A 17,978-nucleotide genomic window follows, 5' to 3' on the forward strand; every position below is an offset into this window, starting at 1 on the left:
TCATCTCGCTCTGGAGGCTCTGGAGGAGAATCAGCGCCGATCCTGAGATTCAGCAGTGATCCTGGATCGATCCCAGATGTATGGGGCTCATGCCCTGATTACCCCTATTGTGGCAGTTCTTACCGTGCCGCCAAGGCCCGGCCGGGAGCCTGCCGCAGCCCGGCCCGGGTAACCGGTCCCCCATGGGCGAGATCCTGGTGGGCACGTGCTCCTGGACGGACCGGGCCCTGGTCGGCAGCGGCTGGTATCCGGTGGGGCGGCGGGACGCCGAGGGGCGGTTACGGCACTACGCCGAGCGGTTCCCGGTCGTCGAGGTCGACGCCTCGTACTACGCGCTGCCGAGCGAGCGGAACAGCCGGCTGTGGGCCGAGCGGACACCGGACGGGTTCGCGTTCGACGTGAAGGCGTTCTCGCTGCTGACCGGGCACCCCACCAGGGAGGCGGCGATGCCGGCCGGGCTGCCCGCCGATCACCGGGACCCCGCCGTGCTCGACGAGGTGTGGGCGCGGTTCGTGGCCGGGATCGAGCCGCTGCGGCGGACCGGGCGGCTCGGGAGCGTGCTGTTCCAGTTCCCGCCGTGGTTCCGGCCCGGGGAGCGGGCGGAGGCGTTCCTCCACGAGTGCGCCGAGCGGACGCGCGGGTGGCCCGTCGCCGTGGAGTTCCGGCACCCCTCGTGGTGGGAGCCGGGCCGAGCGGAGGCGACGTGCGCCCTGCTCACCCGGTACGGCATGGCCGCGGTCGCCGTCGACATGACGCAGACGCTGCCCTCCTCGATGCCACCTGTCACGCCCGTCACCTCGCCCCGGCTGTCCGTCGTACGGTTCCACGGACGCAGCACCGCCTGGGGGACCGGCAGCAAGGAGGACCGGTTCCGGTACGGGTACGGCGAGGACGAACTCGCCGAGTGGCTGCCCCGCGTGCGCCGGCTGGCCGAGCGGACCGAACAGGTGCACGTCCTGTTCAACAACTGCTGCGGCGATGCCGCCGTCCGTGCCGCCGAGTGCATGACCCGGCTCCTCGACGGCGACCCGCCGGCGGCGAGGCTGCCTAGGGCACGATCCGCACCTGCTTCTCGACCGTCACCTGGTCCACGTCCGACACCCGCACGGTCGTCTTCATCGTCCAGGTCCCGGCGAGGGGCAGGTTGACGGAGTTGGCGCTCCAGTAGCCGCCGACGTCGGTGAGTCCGGCGTCGATCGGGCCGACCTTCCGGGAGGGGAGGGTGAAGGTGATGCGGACCTCGGGGACGACGATCAGACCCTTGTCGGCGCCGTAGACCACGGCCTGGACGCCGTTCTCACCGACGCGGGCCGGGTCCAGGGTGACCTGCACCGTGCCGCGGCCGGACAGGGTGCCGGTGCTTCCGCCCGTGTCGAAGGGCACCGTGGTGAGGGTCGTGGGCGGCAGCGCGCCCGCCGGAGTTCGCTGCGCGGCCTCGGCCTGCGCACGGCCCGGCAGTGTGGCGGTGAGCAGTGTCGTGATCAGCAACACCACGGCGGCGACGGCGACTTCGACGAGGACGGAGCGGCGCAGACCGCGACGCCGGGTGTCCGCGTCGCCGGACTCGGGAGCCGGCTCCGACGGCCCCTCCGGTTTCTCCGCCGCTTCCGGTTCCTGCCTCTCCTCCGTCTCCTTGGTCTCCTCCGGTTCCGCGGCCCCTGCCGCGGGCTCCCCCGGCCCTTCCGACTGGGCCCGCGCGCCCACGCCGACCGGCTGCGGGACCCGTTCCGGTACGGCCGTCCGGGCGGCGGCGGCCGGTGCCGCGAGGCGGGCCGTCCACCGGCGTGAGTACCCGGCCGCCAGCAACAGCGCGGTCACCGCGACCAGTTTGGCGAGCAGCAGCCGGCCGTACGACGTGCCGGTCAGCGCGCCGAGGGAGCCGAGGCCGCGCCAGGACTGGTAGAGGCCGGTGACGGCCAGGACGGTCACCGACGTGAAGGCGATCCGGGAGAAGCGGGGCACGACCTCCGTCAGGGCGTCGACGGAGGCCCGGCGCAGGGTCAGGAGCAGCGCCACGAGGCCGCCGAGCCAGACGCCCGTCGCCACCAGGTGCAGCACGGACGACGTCATCGCCAGCGGGACCTGGATCCCGGCGGAGGCGTGCTCGGCCGCGGCCCAGGTCAGCGCCAGGGCGACGGCCAGGGCCGCGCCCACCGCCCGCATCACGGGCTCCTGGCGGTCGCGGTGCCGGGGCAGCCGGAGCAGGAAGGCGGCGGTCAGCAGGAGGACGGCCAGCCTGGCGAGCAGGGCCAGGCCCGGGCGGCTGGTCAGGGTGCGTTCGAGGGCGGAGAGGTCGAAGGCCGTGGCCGGGCCCGCGCCCGTCTCGTACGGGGCGCGCAGCATCAGCAGGACGACCGTCGAACCGAGCAGGGTCCACCAGGCCGCCACCAGCGGTCTGCGCAGCGGGGACCTGTCCGCGGGCCGGCACAGCAGCGCGAACGCCACCGTGCCGACGAGCAGCGCGGCGGCGAGGTAGGCGAGATAGCGGGCGGCGTCGTACAGGCCGCCGGTCAGCGGATCCTCGTCCGGGCCGGTGTCGACCTGCGCGGTCGTCGCGGACCGCTTGCCGACGGAGAAGGTGAACGCCCCGGAGACCGGGTGGCTGTCGGCGGACACCACCCGCCAGGCCACCGTGTAGGTGCCCCGGGCGAGCTTCCCGGGCAGTCCGACCCTGGCCGTGTCGGAACGGCCGTCCGCGTGCTGCGCCTCGCCGGTGTGCACGCGGCGCTGGTCCGGGCCGAAGACCCGGAAGGAGTCGTCGAGGAGGCCGACGGACTCGGTGAAGGTCAGGGTGAGGTGGCGGGGGGCACGCTGGACGACGGATCCGTCGTCGGGGTCGGTGGTGCGGAGGGCCGCGTGGGCCGAGGCGGGGGCTGCTCCTGCGAGGAGCAGTACCAGCACGGTGCCGAGCAGCACCAGGGCTTGGAATCGCCGGGGGTGTCCGACATTGCGCTCCACGTGGGTCTCCGGGGTCGGGCTGTACGGCTCCCGGTTATGTACGGACGGAAAACGTGCAGCGCTCACCGGGTGGGGGGTGTGCCTAGAAGTGCCGGGACAGCCCCGCGATCCTGTCCGCCTCCCCCGGATAGCGCGCCGTCAGCTCCGCCGCGTCCCCGTGCTCGTAACCCTGGAACGTGAAACCGGGAGCCATCGTGCAGCCGAACAGGGTCCACGAGCCGCCCTCGCGGACCCTGCCGCCCATCCACGTGCCCGCCGGGACCGTGAACTGGACGTGCTGGCCGCCGAGGACGTCCGGTCCCAACACCACCGTCCGCGTGCCGCCGTCCGGGGCGAGGAGCAGGAGCTCCAGGGGATCGCCCCGGTAGAAGTGCCAGATCTCGTCGGTCGGCAGGCGGTGGAGGGCGGAGAAGTCCTCCGCCGTGAGGAGCGCGACGATCGCCGTGCCCTCCGGTCTGCCGTCGGGGCGTTCGGGACCGGCCCAGGTCTGGCGGAACAGGCCGCCCTCGCGGGGGATCGGCTCGAGGCCGTAGTGGGCGATGAGGTCGTCGGGCGTCACCCGGGGAAGAGTATCCCGCGGTCGAGGAAGGCGAGCTGGGCCTTCTTCTCGGGCAGGTACACGTCCGGCAGGTCGATCTCCGGCAGGACGACCACCGGCCCCGCCGCGAAGCCCAGCTTGAGGAAACGGGTGACCGCCTTCTCGTTGCGGACGTCCGGGTCGACCACGACCCGCCGGCGGTCCAGGCCGAGCAGGACGTACCGGGCGATCGCGGTCACCAGGTGCGCGGTCCAGCCGGAGCGCGCGCCGCCCGGCCCGGCGGGGGCGAGCAGCAGGTGGACGCCGATGTCGCCGGGGCGGACGTCGTAGCACTCGCCGACGCGGTCCGCCTCGGGCTCGTAGGTCTGCAGGAGGGCGACCGGCTCGCCGTCGCGGACGACGAGGAAGGCGTGGTGGGTGGTGAGCGTGTCCATGTGGGCGTAGACCTCGGCGACCTGCCGCTCGGTGAGGCCGGTCATGCCCCAGAAGGCGGCCCGGTCCTCGCTCACCCAGCGGTGGACCGTCCCGGCGTCGGCCTCCGGGTCCAGCGGCAGGACACGGACGGTGCCGAAGCCGTCGGTCACCTGCTCGTGGACGGCCGCGCGGGAGGCGTACGGGTCAGACATCGGTCTCCTTCTTCAGCAGGGTCCAGTCGGTGACGACCGGGACGAGGTCGCCCGCGAGCCACAGGGGTAGCTGGTCGCGGTGGTGGGCCGAGCCGGGGACGCCCGAGGCGCCGAGCGGCACGACCCAGCGGCTGTCCGCACGCCGGGCCAGGTCCCACACGTACCGGGCCGCCGGGCCACGCGCTGCCCGGTCGGTGAGGCCCGGCACGCCCGAGGTGCACAGCACGCAGTCGTGGTCGCCGGACAGCCCCGGTTCGTCGTACGGCGTCTCCGGCTCCAGCGCCCGCCAGGGGGCGAGCCGGTGGGTGTCGCCCCAGACACCGGCGGGTGGCCGGGCGGCCACCTCCTCGACCGCCGCGCGGACGGCCGACGGGCGGTCGATTCCGTACAGCTCCTCGGCCCGCAGCAGGTGTTCGAGGGCGAAGCCCACGCGGGGGAGGAGGGCGAGCCAGGGCTGGAACACCTCCGGGTACGCCGGCGGTGTGGCGAGTGCGGCGAAGGCGGGGTGCGCCGCCAGCCGCCGTACGACCGCGCCGCGCACGGCCGAGTAGAGGGCCGCGTCGGCGCTGTCGGCGTCCATGCGGCGGTTCCAGCCGAGGAGGCGGTCGCGCAGGGCGGAGGCCTCGGGGGTGAGGGCGTCGAGGGCCCGGAGGTGGTCCAGGAGGGGGGACGCGGAGGCGAGGTGGGTGTCCGTGTGGATCGCGGGCATGTCGGCTGCGGACCAGCGCTCCTGCCCGGCGAGCAGCGTGGTGATGCGGTCGGCCCGGTGCGGCGGGGCGAACTCGACGCCGAGGGGTTCGGCCGGGCCGCGCTGGTTGGCCATGACGGCGACGCCGTCGACGAGCCCGGCGCGGGGCATCTCCTGCCAGCCCTGCCACGCGTGGCCGGGCTCCCAGGCGGGCACCAGGCGCAGGCGGGCGGCCTCGGCGCGCAGCGGCACCCGCCCGGCGACGCGGTGCAGGACACCGCCCTCGGTGTCGGCGGCCTGGACGACGTTGACCGGCTCGGCCCACCGGTCGAACGCCCGGTCCACATCGGCGACCCGGCGGGCCCGCAGCAGCGGCAGCAGGGCGCCGAAGCCCAGGTCGCCGGTGACGCGGGGCGGGTAGCGCAGGCTGATCGCCACGGGTGCGCCGGAGGCATCGGCCGGGTCGCCGTCGAGCCCCTCGGGACCGCCGATGACCACCGGGCCCCGGTCGGTCTCGATCACCTCGACCTCGACCGGCTCCTCGCCCGCCACCTCGACGACCTCCGTGTGCCGGGCCGCCCGGTGCCAGACCCCGTCCGGGCCGAGGGCCTCCACCCCGGCGCCGGTGCGCCGCAGCCGCTCCCGGTACAGGTCCTGGTAGTCGGCCATGGCGTTGGTGATGGCCCAGGCGACCGTGCCGGTGTGCCCGAAGTGGGCGATGCCGGGGACGCCGGGGACGGCCAGGCCGACGACGTCGAACTCCGGGCAGGACAGGTGGATCTGCTGGTAGACGCCCGGGTCCTCGATCCAGCGGTGGGGGTCGCCGGCGATGACCGCCTGCCCGGTGACGGTCCGCTCGCCGCTCACCAGCCAGCCGTTGCTGCCGGAGGTGGCGGGGCCGTCGGTGGCGAACAGGTTGACGGCGTCCGCGCCCAGGTGGGCCGCGACCTGCTCACGCCAGAGCTTGGCCGGGAACCCCGCGAAGAGGATGTGGGTGGCGAGCCAGACGGCGAGCGGGGTCCAGGGGTGCCAGGGGCCGGGGGTGAGGCCGGTGCGGGCGAACTCGGGGGCCGCGTCGGCGCCGGCCGCCAGTCCGGCGTTGACCCCGTCGACGTACGCCCGCAGCCAGTCCGCCGTCTCCGGGTCCCGTCTCTCCAGGTCCGCGAAACAGCGTCTGGCGGTGTCGTCGAGTCTGGCGCGTCTGGCGAACCGGTCCCAGGCCAGGGCGGTCTCGCCGAGGAAGGACGCCGAGGTGCCCTGGGCCCGGTGCCGCTCGATCTCCAGCTGCCAGGCCCGGTCGCGGGCGGTGACGAGGCCCTGGGCGTGGGCGAGTTCGGCCGCGCTGCCCGCGCGCAGATGCGGAATGCCCCAGGCGTCGCGATGGATCTCGGTGGCCACGCTGTGCCCCACTTTCCTTTAGGTTAGCCTTGCCTAAGTCAGAACTGTGGCGGAAATCGTACGCGAAGGGTGAATACCGGATGGGGCAGGGGCGGGGTTGGGAGGGCGCGGTCCTCAGGCTGCTGCGCGCGAAGGATTTCGTGTGCACCGTGACCGACGCGGAGGACGTCACCCCCGACTACCGGCGGCTGCGCTTCACCGACGGCGGTCTGCTCGTGGCGACCGGTGTGCACCCGACCATGTGGGTCCGCCTGTGGTTCGACAACGCGGGCAAGCCCCACCAGCGGGCCTACACCCTGGTCGACCCGGACCCGGCGGCCGGGACGTTCAGCCTGGAGTTCGCCCTGCACGAGGGCTGCGCCAGCGACTGGGCCAGGGCGGCGAAGCCGGGCGACACCATCGAGGCGACGGTCCAGGGCACCGGCTTCGAACGCCCGGAACCCGGCCCCTCGCACGTCTTCGCCGTCGGCGACCCGGCCTCGCTGCCGGCCATCAACTCCCTGCTGGACGCGCTCGGTTCCGCCCCGGCCACCGTGTGGTTCGAGGGCGGCGACGACGAGCTGCCGTTCCGCACCGACCCGGCCCGGCACGAGCTACGCAAGGTGCCGCGCAAGGACTCCGGCGCGCACCTGGTCGAGCAGGTGAAGGCGGACCTGCCCGGCCTGCTCCAGGGCACGTCCGACCCGTACGTCTGGATCGCCTGCGACACGGCGACGACTCGCGCCCTGTCGGCCTACGTCCGCAGGGAACTGGGCCTGCCCAAGCAGCGGGTACACGCGCTGGGGTACTGGCGGGCCACGTAGGTACCGGGCGGGCCGGTCTCCGGACGCGGTCGGGACCGGGCCGGGGGATGATCGGGTCATGGACGTCACTCTTCACCTCGCCCAGGACCCCGAGGCCGACGCGCTGCTCGGGCGCAGTCCGCTCGCCGCGCTGATCGGCATGCTGCTGGACCAGCAGATCCCGATGGAGTGGGCGTTCAAGGGTCCGGCGACCATCGCCCAGCGGCTCGGCGCGGACGACCTGGACGCGCACGAGATCGCCGTGCACGACCCCGAGGCCTTCGCCGCGCTGCTCTCCCGGAAACCGGCGGTGCACCGCTACCCCGGTTCCATGGCCAAGCGGATCCAGCAGCTGTGCCAGTACCTCGTCGAGCACTACGACGGTGACGCCGAGTCCGTCTGGAAGGACGCCGCCACCGGCAAGGAACTGCTGAAGCGGCTGGCCGAGCTGCCCGGGTTCGGCAAGCAGAAGGCCCAGATCTTCCTCGCCCTGCTCGGCAAGCAACTCGGGGTGCAGCCGACGGGCTGGCGAGAGGCGGCGGGCTCCTACGGCGAGCCGAAGTCCTTCCGCTCGGTCGCCGACATCACCGGCCCCGAGTCACTGGCGAAGGTACGAGCACACAAGCAGGAAATGAAGGCGGCAGCCAAGGCCGCGAAGACGACGGGCAAGTAGCGCACGGCCGGGGCCGGACCCAGCCACGGCCCCGGCGGTGCGCCGGCCCCGCGGCCCGACCCGAGCCGAGGGCACCAGCACCCGCGGCCCGCCCAAGCAACTGGCGCCAGCCACAGGCGCGTCCTCAACGACGGGCACCGGCCACCCGACCCGAGCCGCAGGCGCCAACCACCCGGCCAACCCCGAACAGCCAGCGCCCGCCGGACTGCACCACCGACGACGGACGCCAACCACAGGCACACCCAGCCACGGACAACAGCCACCCGGACTGGCCCCACCGGCAGGCACCAACCACCCGGGCCCACCCCGAACAGCGAGCCCCCGCCGGAGTGACCGGACGCCCACGACGGACGCCAACCACAGGCACACCCAAGCCGGACATCTACCGCGCGGCGGCGCACCTCCGACGACGGTCGTCAGCCGGGTGACCAGGCCCAGCCTGCAAGCCCAAGCCACACACGCGTCCAAGCCGCAGGCGCCGGCCGCACGGCACAGCCCAACCCCCGAGCGCCGGCCACACGACCCGGTCCCAACGGCGGGAGCCAGCCCCATGACCGGGGCCAGTCGGCATGCGCCCGCCACACACGCGCCCAAGCGGGGGCGTCAGCCAGGCAGCCCATTCCAAGCCGCAGGCGCCAGCCACGAGGGCTGGCCGCAGCAGCGGGCGCCAGCCCCGTGCTCCGCCCGGCCAGCAAGCGTCCGCCCCACACCCGCCCAGCCCGCAGGCATCAGCCGTCCGGTCCGTCCCAGGTGGCGGGCTCCGCGCGGTCGGGCCGAGCATGGATCATGACCGAGCCACCGAGCGGCTCCCCCTGGGGACCGGACCGCGGCCCCTCCCGGTCACGTGCCCGGCCCGCCCCTGGGCTTGGAGCCCCACGTCACAGCCCTGCGCATCCCGGGGCGTCGTACGCCGAGCGAGCGGAACTCGCAGCCGGTGGGATGCACGGCGTACCGATGACGGGGAACCACCTCCCGTGAACGCCGCACCGCAGCCGGCCCGTCGCGGCACCCGCCGGAACACATGTGCCCGGGTGCTCGTCCTGCTGCTCGCCCTGCTCGTGCCCGGCGCGCACGCCGAGGCGCACGCAGGGCCGACGGCCATCGTCTCCGGGGAGAGCACGGCCGTCGAGTGCGATGTCGTCGACACCGCCCCCCGCCCACCGGCCCGGGGCACGCGGCGCACCGCCGTCCCCCTGCGCTCCGCCCCTCTCCCGGGCCCCGGGCCCGCACACGGCACTCCGCATGCCGCGCCCGTGCCGTCGGGCCCGCGTCACGACCCTCGTCCCCTGCGTTCCGAGGTCCTGCGCTGCTGACGGGACCGGACACCGGTCCATCAGCCCGTACGCAGCAAGACGGAACGAGGAACACAGCCATGCTCGAAGACCCCTACGCGGTCCTGCGCGCCCTCCTGCGCGCCGAGGCCGTCCGCAACGCGCCCAAGCCGCCCCGGCCCCACCCCCAGCCCAGGCCGGAGACACGGGAGCGACAGCAGCGACAGCAGCCCCCGAAGGACAGGGAACGCGGCTGATCCGAGGCCGCCGTGGCGGCGGGGGCGACGGAGGCGACGGAGGCGACGGACTAGCGACGCCTCCGCCGCCCCGGACGCCGGGCCGTCCCGAACAGCGACCGTGTGATCTCCCGGCCGATCTGCGTCCCCACGGACCGGGCCAGCGACTTGAACACGCCGCTCCCGACGACCTGCTCCACCACGGACGGCCCCTCCTGCGCACGCCGTTCCGGCGCGGCGGCGTCCCGCATCTCGTCGGGCCCCTTCGCCCCCCGGCCACCCCCCAGCCGCTCGTACGCCGACTCCCGGTCCACGGCCCGTGCGTACCGCTCGTACAGCGGCGACCCCTCTACCGGCCGGTCCAGCGCCTCCTTCCCCACCGGCCCCATCAGGGACTCGGGCGCCCGCAACCGGGTCGCGGCGACAGGGGTGGGCGCCCCCTTCTCGCTCAGCACCGTCACCACCGCCTCGCCCGTCCCCAGGCCGGTCAGGACCTCCTCCAGGTCGTAGGGCGACTTCGGGAAGGTCTTCACCGTGGCGTTCAGGGCCTTCTGGTCGTCGGGCGTGAAGGCGCGCAACGCGTGCTGGACGCGGTTGCCGAGCTGCGCGAGGACGTCTGCGGGTACGTCCTTCGGGGTCTGCGTCACGAAGAAGACGCCGACCCCTTTCGAGCGAATCAGGCGCACGGTCTGTGTGATCGACTCCAGGAACGCCTCGGAGGCGTCGTCGAAGAGCAGGTGCGCCTCGTCGAGGAAGAAGACCAGCCGGGGCTTGTCGACGTCGCCGACCTCGGGCAGATCGTGGAAGAGGTCGGCGAGCAGCCACATCAGGAAGGTCGAGAACAACTGCGGCCGGTCCTGCACGGCGCTCAGCTCCAGCACGGAGACCACGCCGCGCCCGTCCTGCGCCGTCCGCAGCAACTCGGCCGTGTCGAACTCCGGCTCGCCGAAGAACCCCGACGCGCCCTGCGCCTCGAAGGCCGTCAGGGACCGCAGGATCACCCCGGCCGTGGCCGCCGAGAGACCGCCGATCGTCTTCAGCTCCTGCCTGCCCTCGTCCGAGGTCAGGAAGGTCACGACCGCCCTGAGGTCCTTGAGGTCGACCAGCTCCAGGCCCTTGCTGTCGGCGTAGTGGAAGATCAGCGCGAGGGACTGCTCCTGGGTCCGGTTCAGCCGCAGCACCTTGGCCAGCAGCACCGGGCCGAAGCCGGTGACCGTCGCCCGGACCGGGATGCCCTGGCCGATGCCGCCGAGTGCGTAGTACTCGGCGGGGAAGCCGGTCGCGGTCCACGTCTGGTTGACATCCCCGGCCCGGACCTCGACCCGGGCGTCCGGGCGGCCCGGCGCGGCGATCCCGGAGAGATCGCCCTTGATGTCGGCGAGGAAGACGGGCACGCCCTGGGCGGACAGCTGCTCGGCGACCAGCTGGAGCGTCTTGGTCTTGCCGCTGCCGGTGGCGCCCGCGACCAGACCATGGCGGTTGAGCATCGCCAGCGGCACCCGGATCTGCGCGTCCGGCAGGCACTGCCCGTCCCACAGCAGGGCGCCCAGATGCAGCGCCGGGCCGGAGAAGGCGTAGCCGGAGGCGATCCGCAGGGCCTCCTGGGGAAGGGCGGCGGCGCGGGCGGACACCTCGGGCGCAGCGGTCGGCGGCATGGTCTCGCGATCCGGCATATTCACGCCCCTGTTCCCGGTTCGTACCGCCTTGTGGGGTTTTTTTCAGCGTCGCACTCCGTCGCCACGGCTGCGCCCGGAAGGTCCTGCCCGGTAGGCTTTCCGTGTGATCTTCAAGCGCATCGGAAACGGCCGGCCGTACCCCGACCACGGCCGGGACAGCACCCGGCAGTGGGCGGACGTCGCGCCGCGCCCGGTCCGCCTCGATCAGCTCGTGACGACCAAGCAGCAGCTCGATCTCGAGACGCTCCTCGCCGAGGACTCGACGTTCTACGGCGACCTCTTCGCGCACGTCGTGAAGTGGCAGGGCGACCTGTACCTGGAGGACGGCCTGCACCGCGCGGTGCGGGCGGCGCTCCAGCAGCGCCAGGTGCTGCACGCGCGCGTGCTCGAACTCGACTGACCCCCGCAGGTCACGGGTTGGCCCTTTCGGGTTCTGCTGGGCGACGTCGAATGATCATCTAGTAGGCATCGTCGCCCAGGCGCACTACGCTGCGCTCATGAGCATGCTGACTCCCCCCGGCATGGGCGGCGAATACCGCATCAAGGGAAACAAGTACCCGCGGATGCGCCGGCCCCGGCGGCGCGGCAGGCTCGTCGTCCTGGCCGTCGCCTCCGCCGCCGTGCTCGGCGTGGGCGGCTGGGGCACGTTGCAGCTCGTCGACGTCTTCACCGGCGGCGGCAGATCGGCCTCGGCGGTAGGCGGCGGGACGGACTGTGCCGCCGAGACCAAGGCGAGCCCCTCGCCCAGCACCAAGGCCCTGCCCGAACCCCGCACGATCACGGTCAACGTGTTCAACGCCACCACCCGCAGCGGCCTGGCGAAGAAGACCGCCGACGAGCTGAAGAAGCGCGGCTTCAAGATCGGCGACGTGGGCAACGCGACGAAGCAGTACGACAAGAAGGTCAAGGGCCCCGGCGTGCTGCTCGGCCCCGCCGCCGCCCTCGACACCTCGCTGCCGGTGCTCGGCACCCAGCTCCCGGACGCCGAACGGCGTACCGACGCGGCCCGCAAGGGCGCCGCTCTCGACCTCGTCATCGGCGACGCCTTCACGGAGCTGGCGAAGAAGCCGGACGCCGACCGGGCCCTGACCAAGCTGGCCAGGCCCGAGCCGGCGCCGTCGTCGAAGAAGGGCTGCTGAGCAGAGCAGCTCCGAACGGCCTACTCGGCCGCCCCGTACATCCGGTCCCCCGCGTCGCCGAGGCCCGGCACGATGTAGCCGTGCTCGTTCAGGCGCTCGTCGACCGACGCGGTCACGACCGTCACCGGGGTGCCCGCCAGCTCGCGCTCCATGACCTCGACGCCCTCCGGCGCGGCCAGCAGCACCACGGCGGTCACGTCGTCGGCGCCGCGCCGGATCAGCTCCTGGATCGCCGCGACCAGCGTGCCGCCGGTGGCGAGCATCGGATCCAGGACGTACACCTGACGGCCCGACAGGTCCTCCGGCATGCGCGTGGCGTACGTGGAGGCCTGGAGCGTCTCCTCGTTGCGGATCATGCCGAGGAAGCCCACCTCGGCGGTCGGCAGCAGCCGGACCATGCCGTCCAGCATGCCGAGCCCGGCCCGCAGGATCGGCACCACCAGCGGCCTCGGGTGGGACAGCTTGACGCCCGTGGTCGTGGCCACCGGCGTCTGGATGTCGACCTGTTCGGTGCGCACGTCGCGCGTGGCCTCGTAGGCGAGCAGGGTGACCAGCTCGTCGGCCAGACGGCGGAAGGTCGCGGAGTCGGTGCGCTGGTCGCGCAGCGTGGTGAGCTTGTGGGCGACCAGGGGGTGGTCGACGACGTGGAGACGCATGTCGACAACAGTAACCGGGCCCGCCGACCCCGGCGGCACGGCAAGCCCGCCGCACGCCCGTCACCCGTTCGCTGGCGTCAAACCGCCCGTCCGGGGGAAAGTGGGAAGGACGGACTGGGGGTGGTGAGCCTGATGCCCGACCGGGATTCCCGAGACGATCCGTCGCCGCGCGCACGGCCCGCGACGGCCGCGGGGACGTACCAGACCGCGACCGGCGGGGCCGGCAGGACCGGCGAGACCGCCCGGGCCGTCCAGCCCGAGCAGGCCGACGCCAATGGCGCGACTGGCCCGTGGGGCGGGGCCGACGGGGTCGACGAGTCCGACGCCGAGCGCCGGCGGCGGCGCGCCCGGTTCCTGCGCGATCTGGCCGAGGCACGGGAGCTGCGCGACCGTGTGCAGCCGCGCCGCGCCAAGACGGCCCGGCTGCGGCACGCGATGCGCATGCGCACGTTCCGCTGGTAGGAAACGGGTGAGGAAACCCCCGGGGAAGATCACGAACCACGCGGACGTTGTCGAGGTGGCCGTGCGTGGAGCGGGGGAAAGCCGCGTACGATCCGCAGGTGGCGGCAACGAGCGTGCGATCAAAACTGCCGGACACAGGGAGCCGAAGACGTCCCCTGAACGCCTTGTTTCTGCCACGATTCCGAGTGGGTGGGGCTCGGACGAGCACTCCCCGCCCGCAACCTCCGCCGGGGGGACCCCCAACCGGCACGCCTATGACCAGTGGGAGAGTCACGGTGTACTTCGCCGCACTGCTCGCGCGCACCGAAGACGGGTGGGAAGCGAGCGACACAGAGCTCGACGATGTGGAAACCCTGTCGGATCTGGCCGACCTGGCCCGTGAAGCCTCCCCCGACGAGGACACGGTGCTCGTGCTCATCGAGCAGGAGGACGCCTGGTTCGGCGTCGTCCGCGTGGACGGCGAGGACGACCCTCGTATCTACGTCTCGGACGCCGCCGCCGCTGCCCGCAGCAGCTACGGCGAGATCCTGCTCACCGACGAGCTGCTCGGACGCGATCCGGACGACGGGGACGACCTGGACGCCCTCGACCTCGACGGCACCGAGGACGGTGAGTCCGACGACGACGAGGCCGACGACGGCGACGCGGTCGCCGGAGCCGGCGAGGCCGTGCCGCACGGCCCGGTCGGCGACGCCCAGATCCTGGACGACCTCGGCGTGAGCGAGAAGGAGCTGCGCTCGCTGGCGACGGACGCCGTCACGGAGATCGCCGAGGCCCTCGGCGCCTCGGAGACCCTGGAGACCGTCCGCTGACCGCTCGCACCACCCCGGGACCACCGGAACCTCCGGAACCTCCGGAACCTCCGGAGCTGCCGGGACCTCCGGAGCTGCCGGGACCTCCGGAGCTGCCGGGACCTCCGGAGCTGCCGGGACCTCCGGAGCTGCCGGGACGAGGGAAGTCGCCGGGATCGCCGGAACCTTCGGGACCGACGGGACCGATGGAGCCTCCGGGCCTCCCGCGACCTCCGGGACCGGCGGAGTCGCTGGGATCTCGGGCACATTCGGGACCTCCGGGACCGAGGGAGTCACCGGGATCACCGGAACCTCCGGGACCTCCGGGACCGACGGAGTCACCGGGATCACCACCTCCGGGACCTCCGGGACCGACGGAGTCACCGGGATCACCGGAACCTCCGGGACCTCCGGGACCGACGGAGTCACCGGGATCACCGGAACCTCCGGGACCTCCGGGACCGGCGCAGCCTCCGGGCCTGCCGCGACCTCCGGGACCGCCAGAGCCGCCGGGACCAACGGGACCGGCGGACCCTCCGGGACCGCCAGGGCCGACGGATCCGGTACGGGACCCCTGGCGGTCCGCGATGTGGCTCGCCCTGGGCGAAGCCGGTGAGGCCGTCCGGGGCGGGGACGTCCCCGTCGGTGCCGTCGTACTGGCCCCGGACGGCACCACCGTGCTCGCGGCCGGGCACAACGAGCGCGAGGCCGGCGGTGACCCGACGGCCCACGCTGAGGTCCTCGCCCTCCGGCGGGCCGCGGCCGCACTCGGCCGGTGGCGGCTCGCCGGCTGCACCCTCGTGGTGACGCTGGAGCCCTGCACGATGTGCGCGGGCGCGATCCAGCAGTCCCGTGTCGACCGGCTCGTCTACGGCGCCCGCGACGAGAAGGCCGGAGCGGCCGGCTCCCTCTGGGACCTCGTCCGCGACCGACGGCTCAATCACCGGCCCGAGGTGATCGAGGGCGTGCTCGCCGAGGAGTGCGCCCGGATCCTCACCGAGTTCTTCCGCGGCCGCTGATACCGATTTCAAAGCACGCCGCACCTTGCTGTAAGGTCTCCCTCGGTAGCGTGTCCGAGCGGCCGAAGGAGCTCGCCTCGAAAGCGAGTGTGGCGCAAGTCACCGAGGGTTCAAATCCCTCCGCTACCGCTGGAGAAGGGCCCCGTCGTCAGACGGGGCCCTTCGTGCGATCATGTGCGCTGCATGGGACACCAGTGACAGGGGAGGCCGCGATGGCGGTGAACGCGAAGAAGGTCGCCGTCTACGTCCTCGTGGTCTTCGCGCTGTACGTGATCATCACGGACCCGGCCAAGGCCGCGGACTACGTCCAGATAGGGTTCCAGGGCATATCGGACGCCGCCCGGGCCCTCGGCGACTTCGCCACGTGGGTCGCCAACGGAGGAAAGTGATGATCCGCCACCTGGTCCTCTTCAAGCTGAACGAGGGCGTCGAGCGCGACGACCCGCGGGTCGTGAAGGGCGTCGAGGCCTTCCGCGCCCTCGACGGCACGATCCCCGAGATCCGCTTCTGGGAGCTCGGCTGGAACGTCAGCGACCGTCCCATCGCCCATGACTTCGCCATCAACTCGGCCTTCGACGACAGGGACGCGCTGCGCCGGTACGTGGAGCATCCCGACCACCAGGCGGGTGTCGCGCTGTGGCGCGAGTTCGCCACATGGGTGATCGCCGACTACGAGTTCTGAGCCCGCCGCTTCGAGCCCCCCGTCGTTTCGACGGGGGGCTCTTACGTTGTCGTCCCCGTTGCCGGACCCGTTGCCGACCGATGGCGGTGCGCCGCGTTTGCGGCATTTCATCCCTCAACACGTAGTTATGGGGTGCTTGCACACAGTGCACATTTCTTGTGATGCTATGACCGCTTTTGATGGAAGAGTTGACGGACGGGTTGACGGATGACGAGGTGGAGTTGACCGTGCTGGCCAATACGGCACCTCAGGCACCGTCCTCGGAGCCGGCTCCCCAGCGGAGCCGCGGCGCCGACACCCGAGCCCTCACACAGGTCCTGTTCGCTCAGCTCAAGGAGCTCCAGCCGGGGACGCCGGAGCACGACCGGGTGCGCGGGGCGCTCATCGAGGCCAATCTCCCGCTCGTGCGCTACGCGGCCGCCCGTTTCCGCTCCCGCAACGAGCCGATGGAGGACGTCGTCCAGGTCGGCACCATCGGGCTCATCAACGCCATCGACCGCTTCGACCCGGACCGGGGCGTGCAGTTCCCGACGTTCGCGATGCCGACGGTGGTCGGCGAGATCAAGCGCTACTTCCGCGACAACGTCCGTACGGTCCATGTGCCGCGCCGGCTGCACGAGCTGTGGGTACAGGTCAACAGCGCGACCGAGGACCTCACGACCGCGTTCGGGCGCACCCCGACCACCGCCGAGATCGCCGAGCGGCTGCGCATCACCGAGGACGAGGTGCTGTCCTGCATCGAGGCCGGGCGGTCGTATCACGCGACCTCGCTGGAGGCCGCGCAGGAGGGCGACGGCATGCCGGGGCTGCTGGACCGGCTCGGTTACGAGGACCCCGCGCTGGACGGGGTGGAGCACCGGGACCTCGTACGGCACCTGCTCGTACAACTGCCGGAAAGGGAGCAGCGGATCCTGCTGCTGCGGTACTACAGCAATCTCACGCAGTCTCAGATCAGTGCGGAACTCGGCGTCTCGCAGATGCATGTCTCGCGGCTACTCGCGCGTAGCTTCCAGCGGTTGCGGTCGGCGAACCGGATCGACGCGTAGCGTGAGCCCCCTCAGGGCGTAACCGCAAACAGTTGCGAGTGATAACCCTGGCGAGCGAATCGCTCATCAGGGCGGTTCCCGACAGTTGCGGGCCGAAAAGGCGTCAGACCCCTTGCTTGCAGGGCGGATTCGCGTCTCAGATGTCGACATGTCACTACAGCGTGTTGCCGACATGTGACATTCTGCGGGAAGCGCGTTTGCCGGGGCTTCGGCTCCGGTATTCAGGTGAAGGCTGCGTTCCTCAGACGGGGGCGTTCGCCGCGACCGTCCCGCGACCCAAAGGGGGTGGCATGTCCGCAGAACAGGGCAGCTCGAAGGTGCTCACGCTCGCGGAGAGCGACACAGCTCCCCATGCTCTCGACTCACTCGGCCCCATCGACGACGTTCCGGCCGAGCTCGCGACCGAGCCCGCCCCGGCGCTTCCGGCCACGGGGGCCATCGACACCCGCACCCTGTCCCGCTCCCTGTTCCTGCGGCTGGCCGCGCTCGACGAGGACAGCCCCGAGCGTGCGTACGTCCGTGACACGCTGATCGAGCTCAACCTGCCGCTGGTGCGGTACGCGGCGGCGCGCTTCCGCTCCCGCAACGAGCCGATGGAGGACATCGTCCAGGTCGGCACGATCGGGTTGATCAAGGCGATCGACCGGTTCGACTGCGAACGGGGCGTCGAGTTCCCGACGTTCGCGATGCCGACCGTCGTGGGTGAGATCAAGCGGTTCTTCCGCGACACGTCGTGGTCGGTGCGGGTGCCGCGCCGGCTTCAGGAGCTGCGGCTGGCCCTGACGAAGGCCAGTGACGAGCTCTCGCAGAAGCTGGACCGCTCGCCGACGGTCACCGAACTCGCGTCCGTGCTCGGGGTGTCCGAGGAGGACGTCGTCGACGGGCTGGCGGTGGGGAACGCGTACACGGCGTCCTCGCTGGACTCCCCGGCGCCTGAGGACGACGGTGGCGAGGGCTCGCTGGCGGATCGGCTGGGGTACGAGGACAGCGCCCTGGAGGGCGTCGAGTACCGGGAGTCGCTGAAGCCGCTGCTGGCCAAACTGCCGCCTCGTGAGCGGCGGATCATCATGCTGCGGTTCTTCGCGAACATGACCCAGTCGCAGATCGGCGAGGAGGTCGGCATCTCGCAGATGCACGTGTCCCGCCTGCTGACGAGGACACTGGCGCAGCTGCGGGAAGGCCTCATCTCGGACTGAGCGCGCCGCCCGCCGCAGGCACCTGATCGCCGGTTGCGGCCGGTGGACGGGTGCCTGCGGCGGCCTGCGCGGCTGTGTGGGGGCTTGTGTCGCGCCTGCGCGCCGGGGGTGTCCGTCTCGGAACGGCGCGATGGGACCCTA

20 protein-coding genes and 1 tRNA gene are annotated in these 17,978 nt (G+C 72.6%); 15 read left to right on the top strand and 6 right to left on the bottom strand.

From position 1 onward, the window contains the following. Positions 1-182: 182 nt before the first annotated feature. A complete protein-coding gene (locus GTY47_RS27135; protein WP_010045092.1) occupies positions 183-1,148 on the top strand; it encodes a DUF72 domain-containing protein in 966 nt (321 codons plus the stop codon). On the opposite strand, the gene GTY47_RS27140 is transcribed toward GTY47_RS27135, so the two are convergent. The 4 genes from GTY47_RS27140 to GTY47_RS27155 all read right to left on the bottom strand — a co-directional run bounded on the left by GTY47_RS27140 (position 1,048) and on the right by GTY47_RS27155 (position 6,208). Further along, a complete protein-coding gene (locus tag GTY47_RS27140; RefSeq protein WP_010045094.1) occupies positions 1,048-2,916 on the bottom strand; it encodes a copper resistance protein CopC in 1,869 nt (622 codons plus the stop codon). The two genes, GTY47_RS27135 and GTY47_RS27140, sit on opposite strands and share 101 nt — an antisense overlap. Before the next feature lie 124 nt (positions 2,917-3,040). Further along, positions 3,041-3,517 carry a cupin domain-containing protein gene (locus GTY47_RS27145; RefSeq protein ID WP_010045095.1) on the bottom strand — a complete coding sequence of 159 codons (477 nt, stop codon included), beginning with the start codon at positions 3,515-3,517 and terminating at the stop codon, positions 3,041-3,043. Continuing rightward, on the bottom strand, positions 3,514-4,122 hold the full coding sequence (locus GTY47_RS27150) for a GNAT family N-acetyltransferase (RefSeq protein ID WP_010045096.1): 609 nt from the start codon (positions 4,120-4,122) through the stop codon (positions 3,514-3,516). Before GTY47_RS27150 ends, GTY47_RS27145 begins: the two co-directional genes overlap by 4 nt. Further along, positions 4,115-6,208 (bottom strand): penicillin acylase family protein, encoded by a 2,094-nt coding sequence (locus GTY47_RS27155; protein WP_010045099.1) that lies wholly within the window; start codon positions 6,206-6,208, stop codon positions 4,115-4,117. Before GTY47_RS27155 ends, GTY47_RS27150 begins: the two co-directional genes overlap by 8 nt. An 80-nt stretch (positions 6,209-6,288) precedes the next feature. On the opposite strand from GTY47_RS27155, the gene GTY47_RS27160 reads away from it, so the two are divergent. The 4 genes from GTY47_RS27160 to GTY47_RS40435 all read left to right on the top strand — a co-directional run bounded on the left by GTY47_RS27160 (position 6,289) and on the right by GTY47_RS40435 (position 9,191). Beyond that, entirely contained in the window at positions 6,289-7,011 is a 723-nt protein-coding gene (locus GTY47_RS27160; protein ID WP_010045100.1) for a siderophore-interacting protein, read from the top strand. Positions 7,012-7,069: 58 nt separating this feature from the next. Next, a complete protein-coding gene (locus GTY47_RS27165; RefSeq protein ID WP_010045101.1) occupies positions 7,070-7,663 on the top strand; it encodes an HhH-GPD-type base excision DNA repair protein in 594 nt (197 codons plus the stop codon). A gap of 974 nt (positions 7,664-8,637) precedes the next feature. Then, complete coding sequence (locus GTY47_RS27170; protein ID WP_029181539.1) at positions 8,638-8,976, top strand: hypothetical protein; 339 nt, start codon at positions 8,638-8,640, stop codon at positions 8,974-8,976. Positions 8,977-9,035: 59 nt separating this feature from the next. Continuing rightward, entirely contained in the window at positions 9,036-9,191 is a 156-nt protein-coding gene (locus GTY47_RS40435; protein WP_173937272.1) for a hypothetical protein, read from the top strand. Positions 9,192-9,241: 50 nt separating this feature from the next. Here GTY47_RS40435 and GTY47_RS27175 read toward each other — a convergent pair whose 3' ends face one another. Continuing rightward, the gene (locus GTY47_RS27175; protein WP_010045104.1) at positions 9,242-10,843 is read right to left on the bottom strand and encodes a helicase HerA-like domain-containing protein; all 1,602 of its coding nucleotides are present in this window, start codon (positions 10,841-10,843) and stop codon (positions 9,242-9,244) included. Positions 10,844-10,949: 106 nt separating this feature from the next. Between GTY47_RS27175 and GTY47_RS27180 the strand changes: the two genes are divergently transcribed. Beyond that, complete coding sequence (locus GTY47_RS27180) at positions 10,950-11,246, top strand: type II toxin-antitoxin system VapB family antitoxin (RefSeq protein ID WP_003991361.1); 297 nt, start codon at positions 10,950-10,952, stop codon at positions 11,244-11,246. A 121-nt stretch (positions 11,247-11,367) separates the two neighbouring features. Continuing rightward, a complete protein-coding gene (locus tag GTY47_RS27185; protein ID WP_010045106.1) occupies positions 11,368-11,985 on the top strand; it encodes a LytR C-terminal domain-containing protein in 618 nt (205 codons plus the stop codon). 20 nt (positions 11,986-12,005) lie between these two features. On the opposite strand, the gene upp is transcribed toward GTY47_RS27185, so the two are convergent. Continuing rightward, entirely contained in the window at positions 12,006-12,641 is a 636-nt protein-coding gene (gene upp / locus GTY47_RS27190; RefSeq protein WP_010045108.1) for a uracil phosphoribosyltransferase, read from the bottom strand. A gap of 132 nt (positions 12,642-12,773) precedes the next feature. On the opposite strand from upp, the gene GTY47_RS27195 reads away from it, so the two are divergent. The 8 genes from GTY47_RS27195 (at position 12,774) to GTY47_RS27225 (ending at position 17,837) form a co-directional block, all read left to right on the top strand. Then, positions 12,774-13,103: a hypothetical protein gene (locus tag GTY47_RS27195; protein WP_202458714.1), complete on the top strand. Its 330-nt coding sequence runs from the start codon at positions 12,774-12,776 to the stop codon at positions 13,101-13,103. Positions 13,104-13,378: 275 nt separating this feature from the next. Continuing rightward, positions 13,379-13,915: a hypothetical protein gene (locus GTY47_RS27200; protein WP_010045113.1), complete on the top strand. Its 537-nt coding sequence runs from the start codon at positions 13,379-13,381 to the stop codon at positions 13,913-13,915. 566 nt (positions 13,916-14,481) lie between these two features. Then, a complete protein-coding gene (gene tadA / locus GTY47_RS27205) occupies positions 14,482-14,913 on the top strand; it encodes a tRNA adenosine(34) deaminase TadA (protein WP_010045115.1) in 432 nt (143 codons plus the stop codon). A gap of 44 nt (positions 14,914-14,957) precedes the next feature. Further along, positions 14,958-15,042: transfer RNA gene (locus GTY47_RS27210), tRNA-Ser, on the top strand. A gap of 83 nt (positions 15,043-15,125) precedes the next feature. Beyond that, a complete protein-coding gene (locus GTY47_RS40440; protein ID WP_010045116.1) occupies positions 15,126-15,302 on the top strand; it encodes a hypothetical protein in 177 nt (58 codons plus the stop codon). After that, on the top strand, positions 15,302-15,595 hold the full coding sequence (locus tag GTY47_RS27215) for a Dabb family protein (protein ID WP_010045118.1): 294 nt from the start codon (positions 15,302-15,304) through the stop codon (positions 15,593-15,595). Before GTY47_RS40440 ends, GTY47_RS27215 begins: the two co-directional genes overlap by 1 nt. A 179-nt stretch (positions 15,596-15,774) precedes the next feature. Next, entirely contained in the window at positions 15,775-16,641 is an 867-nt protein-coding gene (locus GTY47_RS27220) for an RNA polymerase sigma factor SigF (protein WP_173937271.1), read from the top strand. A 290-nt stretch (positions 16,642-16,931) separates the two neighbouring features. Then, the gene (locus GTY47_RS27225) at positions 16,932-17,837 is read left to right on the top strand and encodes an RNA polymerase sigma factor SigF (RefSeq protein WP_010045122.1); all 906 of its coding nucleotides are present in this window, start codon (positions 16,932-16,934) and stop codon (positions 17,835-17,837) included. The last annotated feature ends 141 nt before the right edge of the window (positions 17,838-17,978 follow it).

The organism is Streptomyces sp. SID5464 (assembly GCF_009862985.1).
GTDB lineage: Bacteria > Actinomycetota > Actinomycetes > Streptomycetales > Streptomycetaceae > Streptomyces > Streptomyces chartreusis_D.

Bases quoted from the DNA above. Each gene is read 5' to 3' on its own strand.
- GTY47_RS27135 (WP_010045092.1), top strand. From the start codon at position 183: ATGGGCGAGATCCTGGTGGGCACGTGCTCCTGGACGGACCGGGCCCTG.
- GTY47_RS27150 (WP_010045096.1), bottom strand. From the start codon at position 4,122: ATGTCTGACCCGTACGCCTCCCGCGCGGCCGTCCACGAGCAGGTGACC.
- GTY47_RS27160 (WP_010045100.1), top strand. From the start codon at position 6,289: ATGGGGCAGGGGCGGGGTTGGGAGGGCGCGGTCCTCAGGCTGCTGCGC.
- GTY47_RS27165 (WP_010045101.1), top strand. From the start codon at position 7,070: ATGGACGTCACTCTTCACCTCGCCCAGGACCCCGAGGCCGACGCGCTG.
- GTY47_RS40435 (WP_173937272.1), top strand. From the start codon at position 9,036: ATGCTCGAAGACCCCTACGCGGTCCTGCGCGCCCTCCTGCGCGCCGAG.
- GTY47_RS27175 (WP_010045104.1), bottom strand. From the start codon at position 10,843: ATGCCGGATCGCGAGACCATGCCGCCGACCGCTGCGCCCGAGGTGTCC.
- GTY47_RS27185 (WP_010045106.1), top strand. From the start codon at position 11,368: ATGGGCGGCGAATACCGCATCAAGGGAAACAAGTACCCGCGGATGCGC.
- upp (WP_010045108.1), bottom strand. From the start codon at position 12,641: ATGCGTCTCCACGTCGTCGACCACCCCCTGGTCGCCCACAAGCTCACC.
- GTY47_RS27195 (WP_202458714.1), top strand. From the start codon at position 12,774: ATGCCCGACCGGGATTCCCGAGACGATCCGTCGCCGCGCGCACGGCCC.
- tadA (WP_010045115.1), top strand. From the start codon at position 14,482: ATGTGGCTCGCCCTGGGCGAAGCCGGTGAGGCCGTCCGGGGCGGGGAC.
- GTY47_RS40440 (WP_010045116.1), top strand. From the start codon at position 15,126: ATGGCGGTGAACGCGAAGAAGGTCGCCGTCTACGTCCTCGTGGTCTTC.
- GTY47_RS27215 (WP_010045118.1), top strand. From the start codon at position 15,302: ATGATCCGCCACCTGGTCCTCTTCAAGCTGAACGAGGGCGTCGAGCGC.
- GTY47_RS27220 (WP_173937271.1), top strand. From the start codon at position 15,775: ATGGAAGAGTTGACGGACGGGTTGACGGATGACGAGGTGGAGTTGACC.
- GTY47_RS27225 (WP_010045122.1), top strand. From the start codon at position 16,932: ATGTCCGCAGAACAGGGCAGCTCGAAGGTGCTCACGCTCGCGGAGAGC.